This window comes from Teichococcus globiformis, from assembly GCF_042646265.1.
Taxonomy (GTDB): Bacteria; Pseudomonadota; Alphaproteobacteria; order Acetobacterales; family Acetobacteraceae; genus Pseudoroseomonas; species Pseudoroseomonas globiformis.
Genome location: NZ_JBHRTN010000003.1, coordinates 126,769 through 143,635, shown reverse-complemented (window position 1 = coordinate 143,635; position 16,867 = coordinate 126,769). Strand labels below are relative to the sequence as shown.

15 protein-coding genes are annotated in these 16,867 nt (G+C 68.0%); 5 read left to right on the top strand and 10 right to left on the bottom strand.

The window, feature by feature from the left end:
• Positions 1–35 precede the first annotated feature (35 nt).
• Complete coding sequence (locus ACFOD4_RS01445) at positions 36–1,049, bottom strand: LacI family DNA-binding transcriptional regulator (protein ID WP_379592859.1); 1,014 nt, start codon at positions 1,047–1,049, stop codon at positions 36–38.
• Between the two features lie 133 nt (positions 1,050–1,182).
• Between ACFOD4_RS01445 and ACFOD4_RS01440 the strand changes: the two genes are divergently transcribed.
• Entirely contained in the window at positions 1,183–1,590 is a 408-nt protein-coding gene (locus ACFOD4_RS01440) for a hypothetical protein (protein WP_379592857.1), read from the top strand.
• A 181-nt stretch (positions 1,591–1,771) separates the two neighbouring features.
• Here the strand turns inward: ACFOD4_RS01440 and ACFOD4_RS01435 are convergent, their stop codons facing one another.
• Complete coding sequence (locus tag ACFOD4_RS01435; protein WP_379592855.1) at positions 1,772–2,641, bottom strand: isocitrate lyase/PEP mutase family protein; 870 nt, start codon at positions 2,639–2,641, stop codon at positions 1,772–1,774.
• A gap of 82 nt (positions 2,642–2,723) precedes the next feature.
• Positions 2,724–4,235, bottom strand: coding sequence for a M81 family metallopeptidase (locus ACFOD4_RS01430; RefSeq protein ID WP_379592853.1), 1,512 nt, complete (start codon positions 4,233–4,235; stop codon positions 2,724–2,726).
• Between the two features lie 205 nt (positions 4,236–4,440).
• Between ACFOD4_RS01430 and ACFOD4_RS01425 the strand changes: the two genes are divergently transcribed.
• Positions 4,441–6,984, top strand: coding sequence for a proprotein convertase P-domain-containing protein (locus ACFOD4_RS01425; protein ID WP_379592851.1), 2,544 nt, complete (start codon positions 4,441–4,443; stop codon positions 6,982–6,984).
• A 3-nt stretch (positions 6,985–6,987) separates the two neighbouring features.
• Here the strand turns inward: ACFOD4_RS01425 and ACFOD4_RS01420 are convergent, their stop codons facing one another.
• The 6 genes from ACFOD4_RS01420 to ACFOD4_RS01395 all read right to left on the bottom strand — a co-directional run bounded on the left by ACFOD4_RS01420 (position 6,988) and on the right by ACFOD4_RS01395 (position 13,224).
• Entirely contained in the window at positions 6,988–8,232 is a 1,245-nt protein-coding gene (locus ACFOD4_RS01420) for a Zn-dependent hydrolase (protein WP_379592849.1), read from the bottom strand.
• 2 nt (positions 8,233–8,234) lie between these two features.
• Positions 8,235–9,524, bottom strand: coding sequence for an ArgE/DapE family deacylase (locus tag ACFOD4_RS01415; protein WP_379592847.1), 1,290 nt, complete (start codon positions 9,522–9,524; stop codon positions 8,235–8,237).
• A gap of 203 nt (positions 9,525–9,727) precedes the next feature.
• A complete protein-coding gene (locus ACFOD4_RS01410; protein ID WP_379592845.1) occupies positions 9,728–10,753 on the bottom strand; it encodes an amino acid ABC transporter substrate-binding protein in 1,026 nt (341 codons plus the stop codon).
• A 118-nt stretch (positions 10,754–10,871) separates the two neighbouring features.
• Positions 10,872–12,131 (bottom strand): NAD(P)/FAD-dependent oxidoreductase, encoded by a 1,260-nt coding sequence (locus ACFOD4_RS01405; protein ID WP_379592843.1) that lies wholly within the window; start codon positions 12,129–12,131, stop codon positions 10,872–10,874.
• A gap of 13 nt (positions 12,132–12,144) precedes the next feature.
• Complete coding sequence (locus ACFOD4_RS01400) at positions 12,145–12,495, bottom strand: RidA family protein (protein ID WP_379592841.1); 351 nt, start codon at positions 12,493–12,495, stop codon at positions 12,145–12,147.
• Between the two features lie 15 nt (positions 12,496–12,510).
• On the bottom strand, positions 12,511–13,224 hold the full coding sequence (locus ACFOD4_RS01395) for a GntR family transcriptional regulator (protein WP_379592839.1): 714 nt from the start codon (positions 13,222–13,224) through the stop codon (positions 12,511–12,513).
• A gap of 109 nt (positions 13,225–13,333) precedes the next feature.
• On the opposite strand from ACFOD4_RS01395, the gene ACFOD4_RS01390 reads away from it, so the two are divergent.
• From ACFOD4_RS01390 to ACFOD4_RS01380, 3 genes are all read left to right on the top strand, one after another.
• Entirely contained in the window at positions 13,334–14,083 is a 750-nt protein-coding gene (locus tag ACFOD4_RS01390; protein ID WP_379592837.1) for an aspartate/glutamate racemase family protein, read from the top strand.
• Positions 14,084–14,105: 22 nt separating this feature from the next.
• Positions 14,106–15,077: a D-2-hydroxyacid dehydrogenase gene (locus ACFOD4_RS01385; RefSeq protein ID WP_379592835.1), complete on the top strand. Its 972-nt coding sequence runs from the start codon at positions 14,106–14,108 to the stop codon at positions 15,075–15,077.
• Positions 15,078–15,159: 82 nt separating this feature from the next.
• The gene (locus ACFOD4_RS01380) at positions 15,160–15,996 is read left to right on the top strand and encodes a tellurite resistance TerB family protein (RefSeq protein WP_379592833.1); all 837 of its coding nucleotides are present in this window, start codon (positions 15,160–15,162) and stop codon (positions 15,994–15,996) included.
• A 35-nt stretch (positions 15,997–16,031) separates the two neighbouring features.
• Here ACFOD4_RS01380 and ACFOD4_RS01375 read toward each other — a convergent pair whose 3' ends face one another.
• Positions 16,032–16,784, bottom strand: coding sequence for an SDR family NAD(P)-dependent oxidoreductase (locus ACFOD4_RS01375; RefSeq protein WP_379592831.1), 753 nt, complete (start codon positions 16,782–16,784; stop codon positions 16,032–16,034).
• Between the last annotated feature and the right edge of the window lie 83 nt (positions 16,785–16,867).

Sequence of the window (16,867 nt, the reverse complement as noted above, 5' to 3'; positions counted from 1 at the left end):
TGTTGATTGGTTCTTGTGCAGTCCAGAAGGCAAGACTAGCCGGAGGAGCATCCTCCTCCGTTCAGTTTCGCACCGCAGGACTCGCGGACGACCAGCTGCGCACGAATGGTTTCGCGGGGCGGCGGAGCGTCCGGATCAGCGATGCGCGCCAGCAGAACCCTTGCCGCCGCCTGTCCCATCTGGCGCGGCGAGGTGCTGATGGTGGTCAGGCGCGGATGCCACAGCGCGGCCTCACGGATGTCGTCGAAGCCAGTGACGGCGATGTCGCGGCCCGGAACACGGCCGGCGCGCGAAAGGCCCAGCATGGCACCGAAGGCCACGGAATCGTTGAAGCAGACCAGGGCGGTCGGACCGTCATGCGGCAGGTCCTGCGCCAGCGCCGCGGCTTCGCCGATGTCGGTGCGGCAGGCCAGTTGCACCGGCTCCAACCCGGCCCGCGCCATGCTGCGCGCATAGCCTTCCCACCGCCCAGCGGTGACAGAGTTCTTGGCAGCACCGCCAAGGAAGGCGATGCGCCGGTGGCCAAGGCCAAGCAGATGTTCCGTGGCCAGCCGCGTTCCACCACGGTTGTCGGGGCCGGTATGGGCGCCGCGCCGGAAGCCGCGCACCACCGTCGCATGCGGCAGGCCCCAGCGCTCCAGATCGTCCAGCAACGTGGGTGGGGTGCCGGAGGCGGGCATCATCAACACACCATCCACCGGTTGCTCGCGGAACCGTTCCAGCATTCGCCGCTGGCGTGTCACGGATTCCCCGGTGTTGGCCAGCATGGTGGCGAAGCCCGCCTCTTCCAGCGCCGCCTCCACCCCCGCGGTCAGCTCCGCGTAGAAAGGGTTGGTGATTTCGCAGACCAGCAGGCCGACCGTATGCGATCGGCCCGAGCGCATCATCGCGGCTGAGCGGTCATACACATAGCCGAGCCGCGCCGCGGCGTCGCGCACCGCCCGCCGCGTTTCCTCGCGCAGCTGGTTGTCGTTGCGCAGCGCAAGGGCGGCGGTGGACAGAGCCACACCCGCCTCGCGGGCAACATCCTTGATGCGTACTCTCTGCATGATCCGCAACCAGCCTCGACGAAAGAATGGAACGTTCCAATCACAGTGTCAATGACGCGTGTCCGGCACTGCTTGACACCTGTTGCCTTCGGCCGCGTTTCAGGAGTGAAAGCATTTGAGAGGAGAGACCGCCATGGCCGCAGCACCACCCATCCTTGCCTCGATCCTGGGGATCGGCCTACTGACTGGCTGTGCTTCCGAGGGCAGCGGGTTCGACCGCCGCATGGCGACCTATGTCGGCGAGCCTGAGATCACGCTGGTCAACAGCCTCGGCGTGCCGAACCGTGTCTACGAGGGTGAGGGCCGGCGCTATCTGCAGTATGACTTCACAGGGCTGGCCGCGCCGGTTTCCTCAGGCCCCAGCTTCGGTCTTGGCGTGGGCGGCGGCAATTTCGGCTATGGCAGCGGGATAGGCGTCGGCACAGGGATCGGCTTTGGCTTTGGTGGTGGAGCCTCGGAGCCCATGCCCTGCCAGGTGACGTTTGAGATGCGCGAAGGTCGCGTTCTAGATTTCGAGCGGCGGGGCGGAGGTTGCCGGTAGGCGGATCCGGCTGAAATCCGCATCTCCGCCCCGAGGCTGAGCCTCTCGGGGCTGTGCTGGCACGGAGGCCGATCCGCGGCCCTGGGCGACGATCCCGAGGCAGCCCCACGAAAAGGACGGGAGCACGATCGGTCGCCGCGCTGGGCATGCACCACTGACGCCGCATGGCGCGACTGTGGCATCAGCCGCCGAAGCGTTCAGCCCAGCGCTGTTGCTCCCCGAGCCCGACCACTGCAGAAAATTCCGCATAGCTCGCCATGGCGCCGGCCCGGCCGCGCGGTGTTCCGGCACGCTTCAGCTCGGCCAATGTTTCGCCAACAGCCCGGACCATTGTGAACAGCGTGCTGACGGCGTAGAAGACGACACTGAAGCCCATCTGCTGCAGCTCTGCCGCCGTCAGGCGCACCGTCTCGGTGCCGTCCACCACGGTCATCACCTTGGGACCTTGAATGGCGCGCGCGATCGCCTCGACTTCCGTGATCGTCTTGATGCCATCGACGAAAACCAGGTCGATGCCGGTATCCTGGTAGCGCCGGGCGCGCTCCAGCGCCTCGTCAATGCCGGCAGCCGGCAAGGCATCGGTGCGGCCGATGATAAGCATCTCGTCGGTGCCCCGTGCAGCCACGGCCGCCTCCAGGCGCTGCGCGCCTTCCGCCGGCTCCATCAGCCGGATCCCGGCAAGCTGCCCGCAACGCTTTGGCGCCACCTGATCCTCCAGGTGCAGGGCCGCGACGCCGGCCTGGAGGTATTCGCGCACAGTGCGGTGGATGTTGAGCACACCGCCATAGCCGGTATCGGCATCCGCGATCACCGGGATGGCGACGGCACGGGTCATGTTGCGGGCATGGTCGGCCATCTCCCCCTGGGTCAGCAATCCCAGATCCGGCATGCCGAGGCGCATCGCCGTGGCGCCCAGCCCAGTCATGTAGAGGGCAGGAAAACCCGCCTGCTCGATCATGCGGGCGGTCAGCGGATCGGGCGCGCCGGGCGCCATCACAATGCCTTCGGCCATTGCGGCGCGCAGCCGCGCCGCCGGGTTCATGCGGTTCATCCTCGTTCCCTCCTCCGCGGCCCTGCCGGCCGCCCTGCCGGCAGCATAGGCGGTGACCGAGGGTCAGGGCCACCGGCCGCGCTCAGGCGGCGCGTGGCCTGGTGCGCAGCCCCGGCCGCAAGTTGCGGAAGGGCAGCGAGGATGGATCGGCCAGCACCGGACCGGGCGCCGCCACCACCAGAACGGCTTCTGCGATCGGCTGGAAATCGGCGCGGAAATGCACGCTGCTCTTCAGGGCGAGGATCTTCTCCGCCGCCGGCTCGATACCGATGTGGCGGAACAGCGCCTGGTCGTGCGCCTGCATCTTGCGCGAAACGATGATGACCCTGACCGTTCCGATCGCCACCAGCGCGGTGGGGCCGAGATCGGCCGGGTTGCCCGCGTTCATCGGCCCACCACAGGTGAATCGGCCATCAGTCAGCCGCAGCACCTCCACCTCGGCTTCCAGCGGCACGCCGTCGGACTTGCCGCCGAGCTTGAGGGTCAGCCGTGCACCCTTCCCCGCCGCATGGCAAGCGGCCGCGCTGTCCGCATCGTTGATCAGCCCCAGCACGGCGGGCGCGCCCTGGCGCACCAGCTCGGCCAGCAATCCGGTTGTGTCGCCGTGGCCACCGCCGCCGGGGTTGTCCTGCGTATCAGCCAGCAGGATCGGCTTCGTGGCCGTGGCGGAGAGGCGGACTGCCTCGGCCACACCCTCGGCGGCGGGGATAGCGCCGCCAGCAAAAAGCGGCTCACGCTCGTCCAGCATCGCCGCGAAGGTGTCGGCGGCGGCATCGGCGCTGCCCTGATCGTCGGCATAGGCGGCCCAGCCCATCCCGCAATCCGCGAAATCGGCGTACGGAAAACCGAAGCAGAAGGCCATCTCGTGCAGGCCCGGCCGCCCTTCCAGCTCGGCCCGCACGACGTACACGCCGGCCATGGGCTCAACCATGGTGCATTGCGAGGACAACGGCGTCCAGTAATCGGCCTGGCGGAAGGCCTTGGCGAAAGGGCGCCGCAGTTCGATGCGCCGCGCCAGCAGCGCCATGGCCCGCGCTCCGGCCGCCTTCATGTCCACATGCGGATAGGTGCGGTAGGGCGAGAGCGCGTCGGTCAGCCGCACCATCTGCTCGGTCAGGTTGCAGTGGGGATCGAGGCTGGCGGTCAGCGGCACATCCGGGCCCAGCACTGCGCGCATGCGGCGCAGCAGCTCGCCCTCGCCATCCGGGAAGCCCTCCACCACCATGGCGCCGTGCAGGTCCAGGTAAACGCCGTCCAGCGGTGCCTGATCCAGCGCAGCGACCAGGTCGGCGACCATGCAGGCGCTGATGCGCTCGAAGGCTTGGGGCGTTACCGGGCCTGCCGGGTTGGCGAAGCACCATGGCAGGGCAACGACCTCGAAGCCGCGCGACTCGGCCTCGGCCAGCGCCCCGGCGAAGCCCGCCGATGTGGGGCGCAGGGCCTCGATGGTGCCGGGCCCGCGCTGGAAGGGCGGCAGGCCGCCAGGGTGGCGGAACTCGGCCCAACCGGTCGGACGAGGCGCAAAGGAATGGCTTTCGTGCAGAAAGCCGCCCATGGCGATGCGCCGGGGCCGCGCGGGCTCCTCGCTAGCCATCCCGCCGATTCCCTGTTCGCCCTGAGCCATGCCTGCCAAGTTCCATCTCCTGCCTGTCTGGTACCGGCGCATCCGCGGCACCGGCGGCGAAACTGTGGCCCCGCCGCCCGGGACGGGCAAGGCGAAGCCGCTCACCAGGAGTTATCGTGCAAAAGCGCGGCAGCGGTTTACGATTTCGGCTGTATTTTCAAGCGGGAGTATCTTGGTGGCGGTTTTCAACGATCCGGATTTTCCCAATCAATGGCCGCTGCGAACCGCCAAGCTGACTGGTCTGTACGATGAATATTCCGGCCAGGGCGTGCGGATCGGCCAGATCGACACCCGCCGCTGGCCGGAGGAGCCCGAGCTGACAGGCCAGCTGGACCTCGCCGCAGGGGTGACCGCCAGCGGCACATCCCCCATCACCGACCTGCATGGCCAACAGGTGGCTGAGCTGCTGGTGGGGCGCGCCAATAACGGCATCGATGGCATAGGCGCGGCCTTCGGTGCGACGCTGGTCGCCTACACCTTCGACATGCCGGGCAACCGGACGGTAGCGCAGGAAACCGAGTTGCTCGCGCTGCAGGCGCAAGTGGATGTCTCGCATAATTCCTGGGGCCGCTCCGGCTACCTTTTCCAGGATAATTTTGCACAGCCCGCCTATGCCGGCGCGGCAGCCGCCATTGCCCGTGCTGCGACGGAGGGACGCGGCGGGCTGGGCACAGTGTTCGTGCGCTCGGCGGGCAATGCGGCGCAGCAGGGCGACGACGTCAACACCCACAGCTACGCGAATGACCGGCACACCATCACGGTGGGTGCAGCCTTCGAGAATGGCGTCGTGGCGCCGATGTCTAATCCGGGCGCCGCCTTGCTCATCGTGGCACCGGGCACCGCAACCTCCTGGTCCGCGCCCATCGCCACCGGCGCCGTCGCCCTGATGCTGGAGGCCAACCCCGGCCTGGGCTACCGCGACGTGCAAACCATTCTGGCGCTGTCGGCCCGTATGACGGACACGAATGCCGGCTGGTTCACCAATGCGGCCGACGACTGGAATGGTGGCGGGCTGCACGCTTCGCGCCGTTCGGGCTTCGGCATGATCGACGCGCATGCGGCGGTGCGGCTGGCCGAGAGCTGGGATGTGACCTCCACGGCCGCCAACCTTCTGCAGACCAGCGCCGGCAACAACAGCGGCGCAGTGCTCGCCGACAACGCACGGGTGGAGCAATCCGTCACCATCGGCTCAGCCATCGCCGTGGAACGTGCCGAGCTGAGCATCGACCTGCGGCACGAACGCATCGGCGACCTGCGCATCACCTTGATCTCCCCTTCCGGCACGGAAAGCCTGCTGCTCGACCGGCCTGGGCTCGGCAACTACGATCCCGCCAGCGGGTCACTCGTCTTCACCTTGGGCAGCACCCAGTTCCTGGGCGAGGCCGCGCAGGGTGAGTGGCGGGTGCGGGTCGAGGATCTGGCAGCAGGCAACACAGGTAACCTGGCGGGATGGTCGCTGACCGTGCTGGGCGCCGCGGCGTCGAACAACACACGGCACGTCTTCACCGATGAGTTCGCCACGCTCGCCGCCGACCCGGCGCGCCGCGTGCTGCAGGATACGAGCGGGGAGGACACCATCAACGGCGCGGCGCTGACCGGCGCGGCCCGCATCGACCTGTCGGGCGCTGAGCCCAGCCGCATCGCGGGGCAAACACTCTCCCTGGGCGCGAACACCGTCATCGAGCATGCTGTCGGCGGCGACGGGGATGACTGGATCACCGGCAACGACCATTCCAACCGCCTGAACGGCGGACGCGGCCATGACCGGCTGGAAGGCGGCGGAGGCAACGACCTCCTGGACCCCGGGCCGGGCCGCAACATCGTGGATGGCGGCACAGGGCATGACACCGTGTTGCTGTCGCTGCGCGCCGCGGACCACGTATCGGTTCGCCACGGGGATTCGATGACCTTGTGGAGCACCCTGGGCTCCAACACGCTGCAACAGGTGGAGCAGATCAACTTCGCCGACGGCGCCGTGTTCCTGGGCTCGGGTGGGCCACTCTTCGATCCTGTGTTCTATGCGGCGCGCTACCCCTGGGCGATGGCGCAGGGTGCGGACATGCTGGTGCACTTCAATGCGTCCGGCTGGCGCCAGGGCCATGATCCGAACGCGCTGCTGGACGTTGATGCTTATCTGGCGCGCCATCCCGACGTGGCGGCGGCCGGGCTCAATCCACTGGTGCATTATGCGGAATGGGGCTGGCGCGAGGGCCGCGACCCTTCCGCCGGCTTTGACATCGAGGCTTATCTCGCCCGCAATCCGGATGTGGCGGCGGCAGGGCTCGATCCGCTGGTGCATTACCTGACCTACGGGCAAGCCGAGGGTCGCGGCATCGCGCCGGCCATTGGCGCCGCTGCAGCGGATGCGTTTGACGCCGGATACTACCTGCTGGCCAATTCCGACGTGGCGCGGGCCGGCCTCGACGCGCGCGAACATTGGAACGCCTGGGGCCGCGCCGAGCAGCGCGACCCGAACGGCTATTTCGACACCTCCTTCTACTTGGCGCGCAACCCGGATGTGGCGGCAGCAGGACTCGATCCGTTGGCGCACTACAATGAATGGGGGTGGCGCGAAGGGCGGGCGGCGAGCACTGATTTCAACACGGCCGCCTATCTCGCCGCCAATCCCGACGTCGCCGCCGCCGGCCTCAATCCCTTGCAGCATTTCCTGCAGCATGGCGCCACGGAAGGCCGCCTGAACGAGGTGTTCGCCGTCTAGGCGTCAGGCAGGCACCGCGCGGCCAGCCGTGGCCAGCACGGCATCGGCCAGCACCACCAGCCCGGCCTCAGCCCATTCAGGGGTGATGCTTTCGGCCTCGTTGTGGCTGATGCCGCCCTCGCAGGGGCAGAAGATCATGGCCGTCGGCACTTCCCGCGCAACATAGACAGCATCGTGGCCGATGCCGGTGGGCATGATCTTATAGGGCAGGTTGCGTCCCTCGGCGGCACGCTTCAGGGCCGCCACAAGATCCTCGCTGAACGGCGTCAGTGGCGAGTACCAGAAATCCTTGACGTCGATGCTGACACCGCGCTCGGCCTCGATCTCCTTCGCGCGATCCTTCACGCGCTTCACCATGCCGTCCAACGCCTCCGGATCGCCATGGCGGAAGTCGACGCTGAACCAGATCCGCGAAGGCACGACGTTGCGGCTGTCGGGCTGCACGGTCAGCCGGCCTACCGTGCCGCGGCCCTCGCCCGCGGCCAGCGCCGCCGTCTCGACCTCCTGCACCAGATAGGTTGCAGCCATCATGGCGTCGCGGCGAGGCCCCATTGCCGAGCCGCCATGCGCCTCCTCGCCGGCCACCGTGACCTCCAGCCAGAACTGCGCCAGGCCACGATCGACGATGCCGATGGGCAGGCCCTCCTTCTCCAGGATCGGACCCTGCTCGATATGCAGCTCGAAATAGGCGGCGAGCTTGCGCAGCTCCGCCGGATCGGCCTCGCCCCGCCAGCCGATGCGGCGCAGTTCGTCACCGAAGGTCAGGCCTTCGGGGTCCTGCTTGGCGAGCACCTCCTCCTCGGTAAAGATGCCCATGGCGGCACCGCTGCCCATCATCGGCGGGGAGAAGCGGGCACCCTCCTCGTTGGTCCAGTTCACCAGCACCACCGGCGCCTCCGTCTCGGTGCCGGATTCGTGCAGGGCGCGCAGCACCTCCAGCCCGGCCAGGACGCCCAGCACGCCATCGAACCGGCCACCTGTCGGTTGAGTGTCGAGGTGGCTGCCCATGGCGACGGGCGCGCGGGAAGGATCGCGCCCTTCCCGCCGCAGCACCATGTTGCCGACGCGGTCGACGCTGACGGTGCAGCCAAGCGCCTCGCCCCAGGAGCGGAGCAGGCCACGGGCCCGTGCATCGCCATCCGTCAGAGTTTGGCGGTTGTTGCCGCCCTTGGCCGTGGCGTCGATCTTCGCCATCTCCATCAGGCTGTCCCAGAGGCGGGCGCCGGAAACCGGGAGATTGCTGCTCATGCTCATGCCTTCTCAACTCCGCACCATTCCGCCATCGTCAGCGCAATGGCGCGCGTTGTCGCGTGGAAGCTGTTCAGGCTGACGCTTTCATCGATGCCGTGAATCGCATCAGCCTCCGGTCCAAAACAGGCAACCGGAACATTCTGGTAGAGGTTGAAGAAGCGGCCATCGGTCAGACCCGCCGCCTTGTAGTCGCGCAGTTCACGGCCGGCTGTGTCGGCGAAGTTGCGGCGCGTCAGGCGCACGATTTCCGCCTCCTGGTCGAACACGCAAGGATCGGCCATGAAGCCGCTGAACTCCAACTCGATCCTGGCGCCGCGCAGCGCGTCCTCGGAACGGGCGCGCTCCACCAGCCGCTCGATATCCGCCTTCACCTGGCGCGCGGTGTTGCCCATCATGACGCCGACCCGCAGGCCAATGCGCGCGCGGGTAGGAACCGAGCTGTTCCATTCGCCGCCCTGCACGGTGCCGAAGTTGACGTTCACCGGATGGTTCTCGCCGAAGAAGCTGGGATGGATGTTCTCCGCCCGGTTCATCTCCGCCTCATACTCCTTGAACAGGCGCGAGATGTGGTAGGCGGCCTCAATGGCGTTGATGCCGGCCTGCATCTCGCGCACATGGGTTGGCCGGCCGGTAACGGTCACCCACGCCCAGACCACGCCGACCTCCACCGTGTAGATGGCATCGAAGCCAGGCCCCGGTTCGGGGATGATGGCGGCGTCGCAGCGCGGCAGGGCCAGCATGCAGGCCAGGGCGCCGTTGCCGGTGCATTCCTCCTCGATCACCGAGTGGAACTGCACCTCGGCGGCGGGCTGCAGCCCGGCCATCTGCAGGGCACGGAACGCCATGACGTTGGCGATGTCGCCCGCCTTCATGTCGCCGGCACCGCGTCCATACATGCGGCCGTCGCGGATTGCCGGCTCGTAGGGCGGCGTCACCCAGAGATCGGCGGCGCCTTCCGGCACGACATCCACGTGTCCCTGCAGCACCAGGCTGCGCCCGGCCCTGGCACGCGGCTGGTGCACCGCCACCACATTGTCCCGCCCTTCATAGGAGACCAGCGGCGGGGAGAAGCCGGGATGCGCCGCGAGCTGGTCGGGTACGGTGGCTACTCGACGCGGTGCGAGACCCAGCGCGGCGTAGTTGCGCGCCATCTCGTCCAGTGCCGAGGCCTCGTTGCCCAAGGTGGACGGGCAACGGACCAGGCGCTCCAGCGCGGCGATCGCCTCTGCTTCCAGCGCGACGGTGGCATCGAGAATGGCGCGGCGCGCGCCGGGATCGAGCTGGGGCATGGGGCGACCTCCTGCGAATCAAGGCGGGCATGATGCAGGAAGCGGCGGGGATTGCTACCCACCCGGTCGGAGGCGGGAGGGTTGCTGCCCGGCTGCAGAAGGCTGCAGGCTCCGAAAATCTGCCTGGAACGTGCTGGCACGATGGATCTCGGCTGCAGGGGATGGCATCCCTTGCAGCGTCGCAGAACCCCTTCGGGGGATTGTCAGCGGATGGGCGGCGCGTAGTTCAGCCCGCCTTCGGTGTAGAGGGCGTTGCGGCCACGCGGCAGGCCCATGGGTGCGACATGCCGGTCCCACACCTCGCGCAAATTGCCAACCTGCCGGATCACCTGCACCGCCCAGTCGCGCTTCAGCCCCAACATGGCGCCGAAATCGTCGGTGGTGCCGAGCAGCCGCTGCACATCCGGCTGGGTGTCCTTCATCCGGGCCTCGACATTTCCGCTATCGATCCCGAACTCCTCGGCCAGGATCATCGCATTCTGCGTCCAGCGCACCACGTCGAAGAAGCGCTCGTCGCCCTTGCGCACCACCGGGCCAAGCGGTTCCTTGCTGATCAGGTCGGGCAGAACGACATACTCGTCCTTGCGGCCGCCCAAACCCTCGCGGAACGCGGCCAGGGTCGAGGTTCCGACGGTGAAGGCATCGCAGCGCCCCGCCGTCAGCGCGTTGCGGATCTCCTCGACGCTCTCGATGATGACGGGGTTGAGCTTCATGCCGTTGGCGCGGAAGTAATCGGCCAGGTTCTTCTCGGTGGTGGTGCCGGGCTGGACGCAGACGCTGGCGCCGTCGAGGTCGCGCGGCGTCTTCACGCCCAGCTTCTTCGACACCAGGAAGCCCTGCCCGTCATAGAACAGGACACCCGTGAACTGCAGGCCGAGCGAGGCCTCGCGCGGCATGGTCCAGGTGGTGTTGGAGGAAAGGAGGTCGATCTCCCCCGATTGCAGCGCCGTCAGGCGATTGGCGTAGGTGGTGGGCACGTAGCGCACCTTCTTCGCGTCGCCCAGGATGGCGGCGCCCAGCGCCTTGCAGAAGTCGATGTAGAGCCCGGCAAACTCGCCCTTCTCGTTGAGAAAGGCGAATCCCGGCAGATCGGGCGAGGTGCCGCAGACCAGCTCGCCCCTGGCGCGGATCGTATCGAGGGAGCGGGAGCCCTGCGCCGTCGCAGGTGCGGCGGCGCCGGCCAGCAGCGTCAGCCCGGCCAGGGCGGAGAAGAAATGGCGTTGGAACATGCGGACGTCCTCTCGGCTCCCGGCGCCCGGGAGCCTGCATTGGGTTGCGTTGCGCCGTGTTGAGTGTGCCGCTTTGCGCAGCTTGCCCGGCCTGGGCGCCGGGATGCAGGGCCGGGCGTCAGAAACGCTGCGGCGAAAAGGCAGCGATGGGGATTTCCGGCTCCCTCCCGCCAACAATCTGGGCTACCAGGCGGCCGGTGCGTGGCGCCCCCACTAGCCCGACATGGCCGTGGCCGAAGGCATGCACGATGTCGGGCGAGCTGCGCGAGGGCCCGAGGCAAGGCATGCCGTCCGGCATGGAGGGGCGATGGCCCATCCACACCTTGACGCGCTCCGCCGGGAGGTCCCGCGGCAGGCCGGGGAAGGAGCGCAGCAGGTGGTCGCGCAGGATCTCGGCGCGCTTCCAGTTGGGCATGGCATCGAGGCCGGCGATTTCCACCTGGCCAGCGCAGCGCAGCCCCTGGCGCGTGAGTGTGATGGCCATCTTGCCGTCCGAGGGCATCATGGGCGTGCGCGGGCGCACTTCCGGGTCGCTGAGCACCGCGTGGTAGCCGCGCTCGGTTTCGAGCGGCACCTTGTCGCCGGCGGCGGCGGCGAGCTGCTTCGAATAGGCGCCAGCGCAGATCACCGCCGTGTCGCAGGCGATCTCGCCCGCATCGGTGCGTACGGCCTTCAGCTGTCCGCTCTCGACGTGGAATCCGGTGGCCTTGACGCGCCTGAGCTCGGCACCCAGCGATTCCGCGTGGCTGATCAGCGCAGCGACATAGGCGCCGGGATCGGTGCAGTGCCCCCCCATCTCCATCAGCACGCCGAACTTGTAGCGGCGGTCCAGCTCCGGCTCGCGCTGGCGCAGTTCGTTCTCGTCCAGCTCGATCCAGTCGATGCCGACCTGCTTGCGGATGCGCCAGGACATCGCCTCCGCCTCAAAGGTCGCGCGGTCGGGATAGATGTACATGTCGCCGCGATGCTCGATCAGCTCGGGCACCCCGGCCTCGGCCGCCAGCTTGCGGTGCAGCGCCGGGCCGTCATGCAGCAGCGGCTGCATGGCCTGGGCGATGCGCAGCACCTTCTCCTCGGTCCAGCCTGAAAGCAGGTACTTCACCAGCCAGGGCAGCACCTTCGGAAGATAGGACCAGCGGATGGCCAGCGGACCGAGCGGGTCACGCAGGAATCCCGGCACTTTCTTCCACACCCCCGGCCCGGCCGGCGGGATCACCGATTGCGGCGACAGCCAGCAGCCATTGCCATAGCTCGCCGCCTGCTCGCCGCCCGGCGGCGCGGGGTCCAGGATGGTGACGCGATGCCCGTCGCGCAGCAGCTCCAGCGCGCTGGCGGCGCCGACAATGCCGGCCCCGATGACGACAACATGACGGCTCATGGCATTCAACCTTTCAGCACGCGGCCACCGCCATGATCTCGACCTTGATGTCCGGCAAAGCCAGCTTCACCTCGCCGCAACAGCGCGCCGGCGTGTGGCCGGGCACCACCCAGGCATCATAAACCTGGTTCATGGCGGCGAAGTCGGACATGTCGGCGATCCAGATGGTGATGCTGAGCAGCTTCGACTTGTCGCTGCCGGCGGCGGCGAGCATCTCGTCGATCTTGGCCAGCACCTGCCGCGTCTGGCCGGCAATGTCGGCGGAACGGTCGTCGGCCGTCTGCCCGGCCAGATAGACGGTGCCGCCATGCACCACGGCGCGGGAGCGGCGGGCATTCTGGTCCAGATAGGTGATGTCGGACATGGAGCTTGGTTTCTTTCAGGCGGTGTCGCCCAGGATGCGGGCGGCCAGGGTGTTGCCGGTGTAGATCTCGGCGAAGCCGTCACGGATCATTTCGGTGATGCGGTCGAGACGGCGGTCGATATGCGTGCGCAGCAGCGCCGCGGCGGCCTCGGCGTCGCGGACGCGCAAAAGGTTCACCAGCCGGACATGCTCGTCCATCCAGTTGATACGGCCGCCCTTGTCCAGGTCGATCCAGCGGATGAAGCGCATCCGCTCATTCAGCGAGCGGATGGAGCGCAGCATCTCCGCATTGTCGGCCAGTGCCACGATGTGGCTGTGGAAGGCCTCGTCGGCGGAAAGCTTGAGAAAGGCATCCTGCTCGATCGTGGCCTGGGTCTGGTGCGCCAACCGGTCCAGCTCGGACAATCCTGCCTCCGTGCGGCGCTCAGCGGCCAGGCGCACCGCGCCGATCTCCAGCATCGCGCGGTATTCGTACAGCGTCAGCACGCGCTTCGGGTCGAGCGGCAGCACGGAATAGCCACGGTTGACCGTCGCTTCCAGGAAGCCTTCCGCCGCGAGCCTGTTCAGCGCCTCGCGCAGCGGTGTGCGGCTAACACCCAGCTCGCGGGCCAGGCCCACCTCGTTGATCCGCTCCGAGGGCCGCAGGCGATAACTGATGGCCATGGCCTTGACGCGTCCGTAGACGCGGTCGGCAGAGCGCAGCGGGGCGGTGTCGGGATCGGCATCCATTCCAACCGACGTTAGGAACAGAAGTGCATACAGGTCAACACACAGTCTTGACGCGGTTTCGCCCCTGCCCGCAGACTGTTCCGCACACCGTCACTGCGCAGGCTCCGCCATGACCAGCCTCCCCTCCCCAACAATCCGACGCGGCATCGCCAAGGGCGGCAAGGCCGTCTACGGCGCGCCGCTCGGCATCCTGATGCTGGAGGCACGGTTCCCGCGCATCCTGGGCGACATGGGCAATGGGGCGACTTGGCCGTTTCCGGTGCTTTATCGCGTGGTGCGCGGCGCCAGCCCGGAGAAGGTGGTGCTGAATGGCGCGCCGGGGCTGCTGGACGACTTCCTGGTTGCGGCGGAAGATCTCGTGCGTCTCGGCGCCGAGGCCATCACCACCAATTGCGGCTTCCTGTCCCTGTTCCAGAAGGAGATCGCCGCGCATGTCGGCGTGCCGGTCGCGACATCCTCGCTGATGCAGGTGCCCTGGGTGCAGGCCATGCTGCCGCCAAGCAAGCGCGTTGGCCTCGTCACCGTCAGCGGCGCCACCTTGACCCCGCGCCACCTGGAAGCCGCCGGCGTGCCGGCCGACATCCCTGTGGAAGGTACGGAGAACGGCCGGGAATTCTTTCGCGTGCTGATCAAGGCCGAGAAGGACGACATGGATGTCGATCTGGCCGAGGAGGACATCATCGCCGCCGGTCGTGCCCTGGTGACGAAGAACCCCGATGTTGGCGCCATCGTGCTGGAATGCACCAACATGCCGCCCTATGCGGCGGCGCTGCAGCGCGCAGTGGGGCTGCCGGTCTACGACATCTATTCCATGATCAGCTATTTCCACGCCGGCATCCGCCCGCGCGACTTCGCCTGAGATCCTGAGGAGACACTTCCCCATGGCCAAACCCTGGAAGGGCGACGCGCCCGTTCTTTGCCTCGCCCACGGCGCCTACGACCTTGAAACGGCGCTGCGCCAGCAAGGGTGGACCGGCGCCGCCAAGGTCTTCAAGACCAAGGACGAACTGATGGCCAATCTCGCCGATGTCGAGGCGCTGGTGATTTCCGGCTTCTGGACCGATGACATCCTGGAGAAGGCGCCGAACCTGAAGCTGGTGCAGTCGATCAGCGCTGGCACCGATCGCTACGGCTTCGACGCCTTCCGCGCACGTGGGGTGCACCTTTGCAGCGGCCAGGGCGTCAATGTGAACGCGGTCTCCGACCATGCCATGGCTCTGCTGCTCAGCCTGACGCGTCGCGTCAACGAGGCGGTGCAGAACCAGAGCAAGGCCGAGTGGCGCGGCATGATTTCCGATCCGGCACAGCGCGAGGCGGAGCTGGAAGGCTCCACCATGGTGATTCTCGGCCTGGGAGGCATTGGCGGGCGCCTGGCGCGGCTGGCCAAGGCCTTCGGCATGCGCGTCATCGGCCTGAAGCGGAACCGCTCCGGCGCCCATCCCGATGGCATCGAGCTGCGCGGGCCGGAGGAGTTGAAGGCCCTGGCCGCCGAGGCCGATGTGCTGGCGCTGACCTGCCCGCTGACGCCGGAAACACGCGGCATCGTTTCGCGCGAGGTGCTGCAGGCGATGAAGCCTTCCGCCTTCCTGATCAACGTGGCGCGCGGCCCGGTGGTGGACGAGGCGGCGCTGGCCGAGGTGCTGCACGCCGGGAAGATCCGCGGAGCCGGGCTGGACACCTTTGTCGAGGAGCCGCTCGACGCCTCCTCCGCGCTCTGGACGGCCCCCAACACGGTCATCACACCGCATTCCGCGGGAGAGACCCAGTACTACGAGCGCAACGTGATCCGGCTGCTGCTGCAAAACGTCGCGGCCCTTGAGCAGGGCGGAACGCTGGTCAACAAGGTGGCCTGAGTACCCGCTCCGGGCCAACTCTCCGGAAGATGAATAGACCGCAATCTTGCGATCGGCAGGCCGGCACCCGATCTGTCCGGGCATGATCGACGCAAAGGCTCTGTTGAACCAGTTCCTCGGTGCCGCGCAGGTGCCGGGGCGCAGCTCCGGCAACCAGGCACCCTCGCCCTGGTCCAATCCGGGCGGCACGCCCGCGCAGCCGCCCTCCTCCTCGGCCTGGGGAGGCGGCAACATGAGCGGCCTTGCCGAAGCCGCCCGCCAGGTGTTGAGTCAGGGTGGCGGCAAATCCGGCGGTGCCGGCCGGGGGCTGGGCGGTCTGGCTGGCGCGGCAGCGACCGGCGGGCTGATGTCCGTGCTATTGGGAACGGGCAAGAAGGGTAAAAGGAAGGGTGGTGGCGGCCTGCTTAGCCATGGCGGCGCCGCGGTGCTGGGGGCACTGGCGGATCGTGCCTTCCAGAACTGGCAGGCGGGACGGCAGGCGCCCTCGGCGCCGGTAGCCACGCCGGACGATGCGGCACGGGTGGATGCCCGCTTCCTGCCGGAAGCCAGGCCCGCCGCAGGCGGTGAACCCTTCGAGCTGGCGCTGATCCGCGCCATGATCGGCGCCGCTCGGGCCGATGGCCACATCGATGCGGAGGAGCGCAGCCGCATCTTCGCCCAGATCGAGGACGCGGGGCTGGATGCCGAGGCCAAGGCCTTTGTGTTCGACACGTTGGATGCGCCAATCGGTGTCAGCGAGGTCGCGGCGGCGGCCACGACGCAGGAGCAGGCTTCGGAACTCTATCTGGTGTCACGGCTGGCGGTGGACCCGGATGAGCCGGCAGAACGCGCCTACCTCCAAGCTTTGGCACACCGGCTGAAGCTGCCGCCGGAGTTGGTGGCCCATCTTGACCGGCAAACCGAAGCCGCCACGGCTTAACTCGGGGGTCGAAGAACTGGCTTCCGGCGTGCCGCTCAGACCAAATAGCCGCCGCCGTTGATGTGGTAGGTCTGGCCCGTGATCCATCCGGCAGCGCCGGAGGCCAGGAACACCGCTAGCTCCGCGATATCCGCTGGCTGGCCCATGCGGCCGAGCGGCAGAGCCGCTCCCATGGCGGCGAGTTCCGCGTCACTATTGCCGTGGCGTGGCTGTGCCGTGTCCGTCAGCCCCGGAGCAACGGCGTTCACCCGGATGCCATGCGGCGCCAGGGCCAGCGCCATGGAGCGGGTCAAGCCGATCATCCCGGCCTTGCTGGCCGCGTAATGCGCGCCCAGCGGAGTGCCGCGGATGGCGCTGGAGCTGAGATTGATGATGGCGCCGCTTCGGCCACGGGCGATCATGGCTTTGGCTGCGTGCTGTGCGCAGAAGGCGGAGCCCTTGAGATTGGTGTTGATCACGCTGTCCCAGTCCCCCTCGGTCAGGGCCAGGAAATCGCAGCGCGGAAAGATGCCCGCATTGTTCACCAGAACGTCCAGCCGGCCCAGCTGCGCCACAGCCCGCTCCACCAGCTCGGCCGATTGCGCAGGGCTCGAAACATCCGCCGCCAAGGCGACGCCGCGCCGGCCCAGTGCTGCAATCTCTGCGCAAAGCGCCTCTGCGGCCGCCGCATCGTCGAGGTAGTTCACCCCCACATCTGCACCCGCCCGTGCGCTAGCGAGGGCGATGGCACGTCCAATGCCCTGCTGCGCCCCGGTGACCAGCACAACCTGCCCGTTCAACTGCGTCATGAGCGCTTTCCCCGCCGCCTTGCCGGCGGCAGCCAAGCATGGCGGCGGAGGAAGCGCACGCCAATATCGAAGCCGGCGCGCCC

Coding starts and splice junctions, on each gene's coding strand:
- ACFOD4_RS01420 (WP_379592849.1), bottom strand. CDS start 8,232: ATGAGCAGCAATCTCCCGGTTTCCGGCGCCCGCCTCTGGGACAGCCTG.
- ACFOD4_RS01445 (WP_379592859.1), bottom strand. CDS start 1,049: ATGCAGAGAGTACGCATCAAGGATGTTGCCCGCGAGGCGGGTGTGGCT.
- ACFOD4_RS01395 (WP_379592839.1), bottom strand. CDS start 13,224: ATGGATGCCGATCCCGACACCGCCCCGCTGCGCTCTGCCGACCGCGTC.
- ACFOD4_RS01405 (WP_379592843.1), bottom strand. CDS start 12,131: ATGAGCCGTCATGTTGTCGTCATCGGGGCCGGCATTGTCGGCGCCGCC.
- ACFOD4_RS01440 (WP_379592857.1), top strand. CDS start 1,183: ATGGCCGCAGCACCACCCATCCTTGCCTCGATCCTGGGGATCGGCCTA.
- ACFOD4_RS01435 (WP_379592855.1), bottom strand. CDS start 2,641: ATGAACCGCATGAACCCGGCGGCGCGGCTGCGCGCCGCAATGGCCGAA.
- ACFOD4_RS01415 (WP_379592847.1), bottom strand. CDS start 9,524: ATGCCCCAGCTCGATCCCGGCGCGCGCCGCGCCATTCTCGATGCCACC.
- ACFOD4_RS01400 (WP_379592841.1), bottom strand. CDS start 12,495: ATGTCCGACATCACCTATCTGGACCAGAATGCCCGCCGCTCCCGCGCC.
- ACFOD4_RS01385 (WP_379592835.1), top strand. CDS start 14,106: ATGGCCAAACCCTGGAAGGGCGACGCGCCCGTTCTTTGCCTCGCCCAC.
- ACFOD4_RS01390 (WP_379592837.1), top strand. CDS start 13,334: ATGACCAGCCTCCCCTCCCCAACAATCCGACGCGGCATCGCCAAGGGC.
- ACFOD4_RS01380 (WP_379592833.1), top strand. CDS start 15,160: ATGATCGACGCAAAGGCTCTGTTGAACCAGTTCCTCGGTGCCGCGCAG.
- ACFOD4_RS01430 (WP_379592853.1), bottom strand. CDS start 4,235: ATGGCTAGCGAGGAGCCCGCGCGGCCCCGGCGCATCGCCATGGGCGGC.
- ACFOD4_RS01375 (WP_379592831.1), bottom strand. CDS start 16,784: ATGACGCAGTTGAACGGGCAGGTTGTGCTGGTCACCGGGGCGCAGCAG.
- ACFOD4_RS01410 (WP_379592845.1), bottom strand. CDS start 10,753: ATGTTCCAACGCCATTTCTTCTCCGCCCTGGCCGGGCTGACGCTGCTG.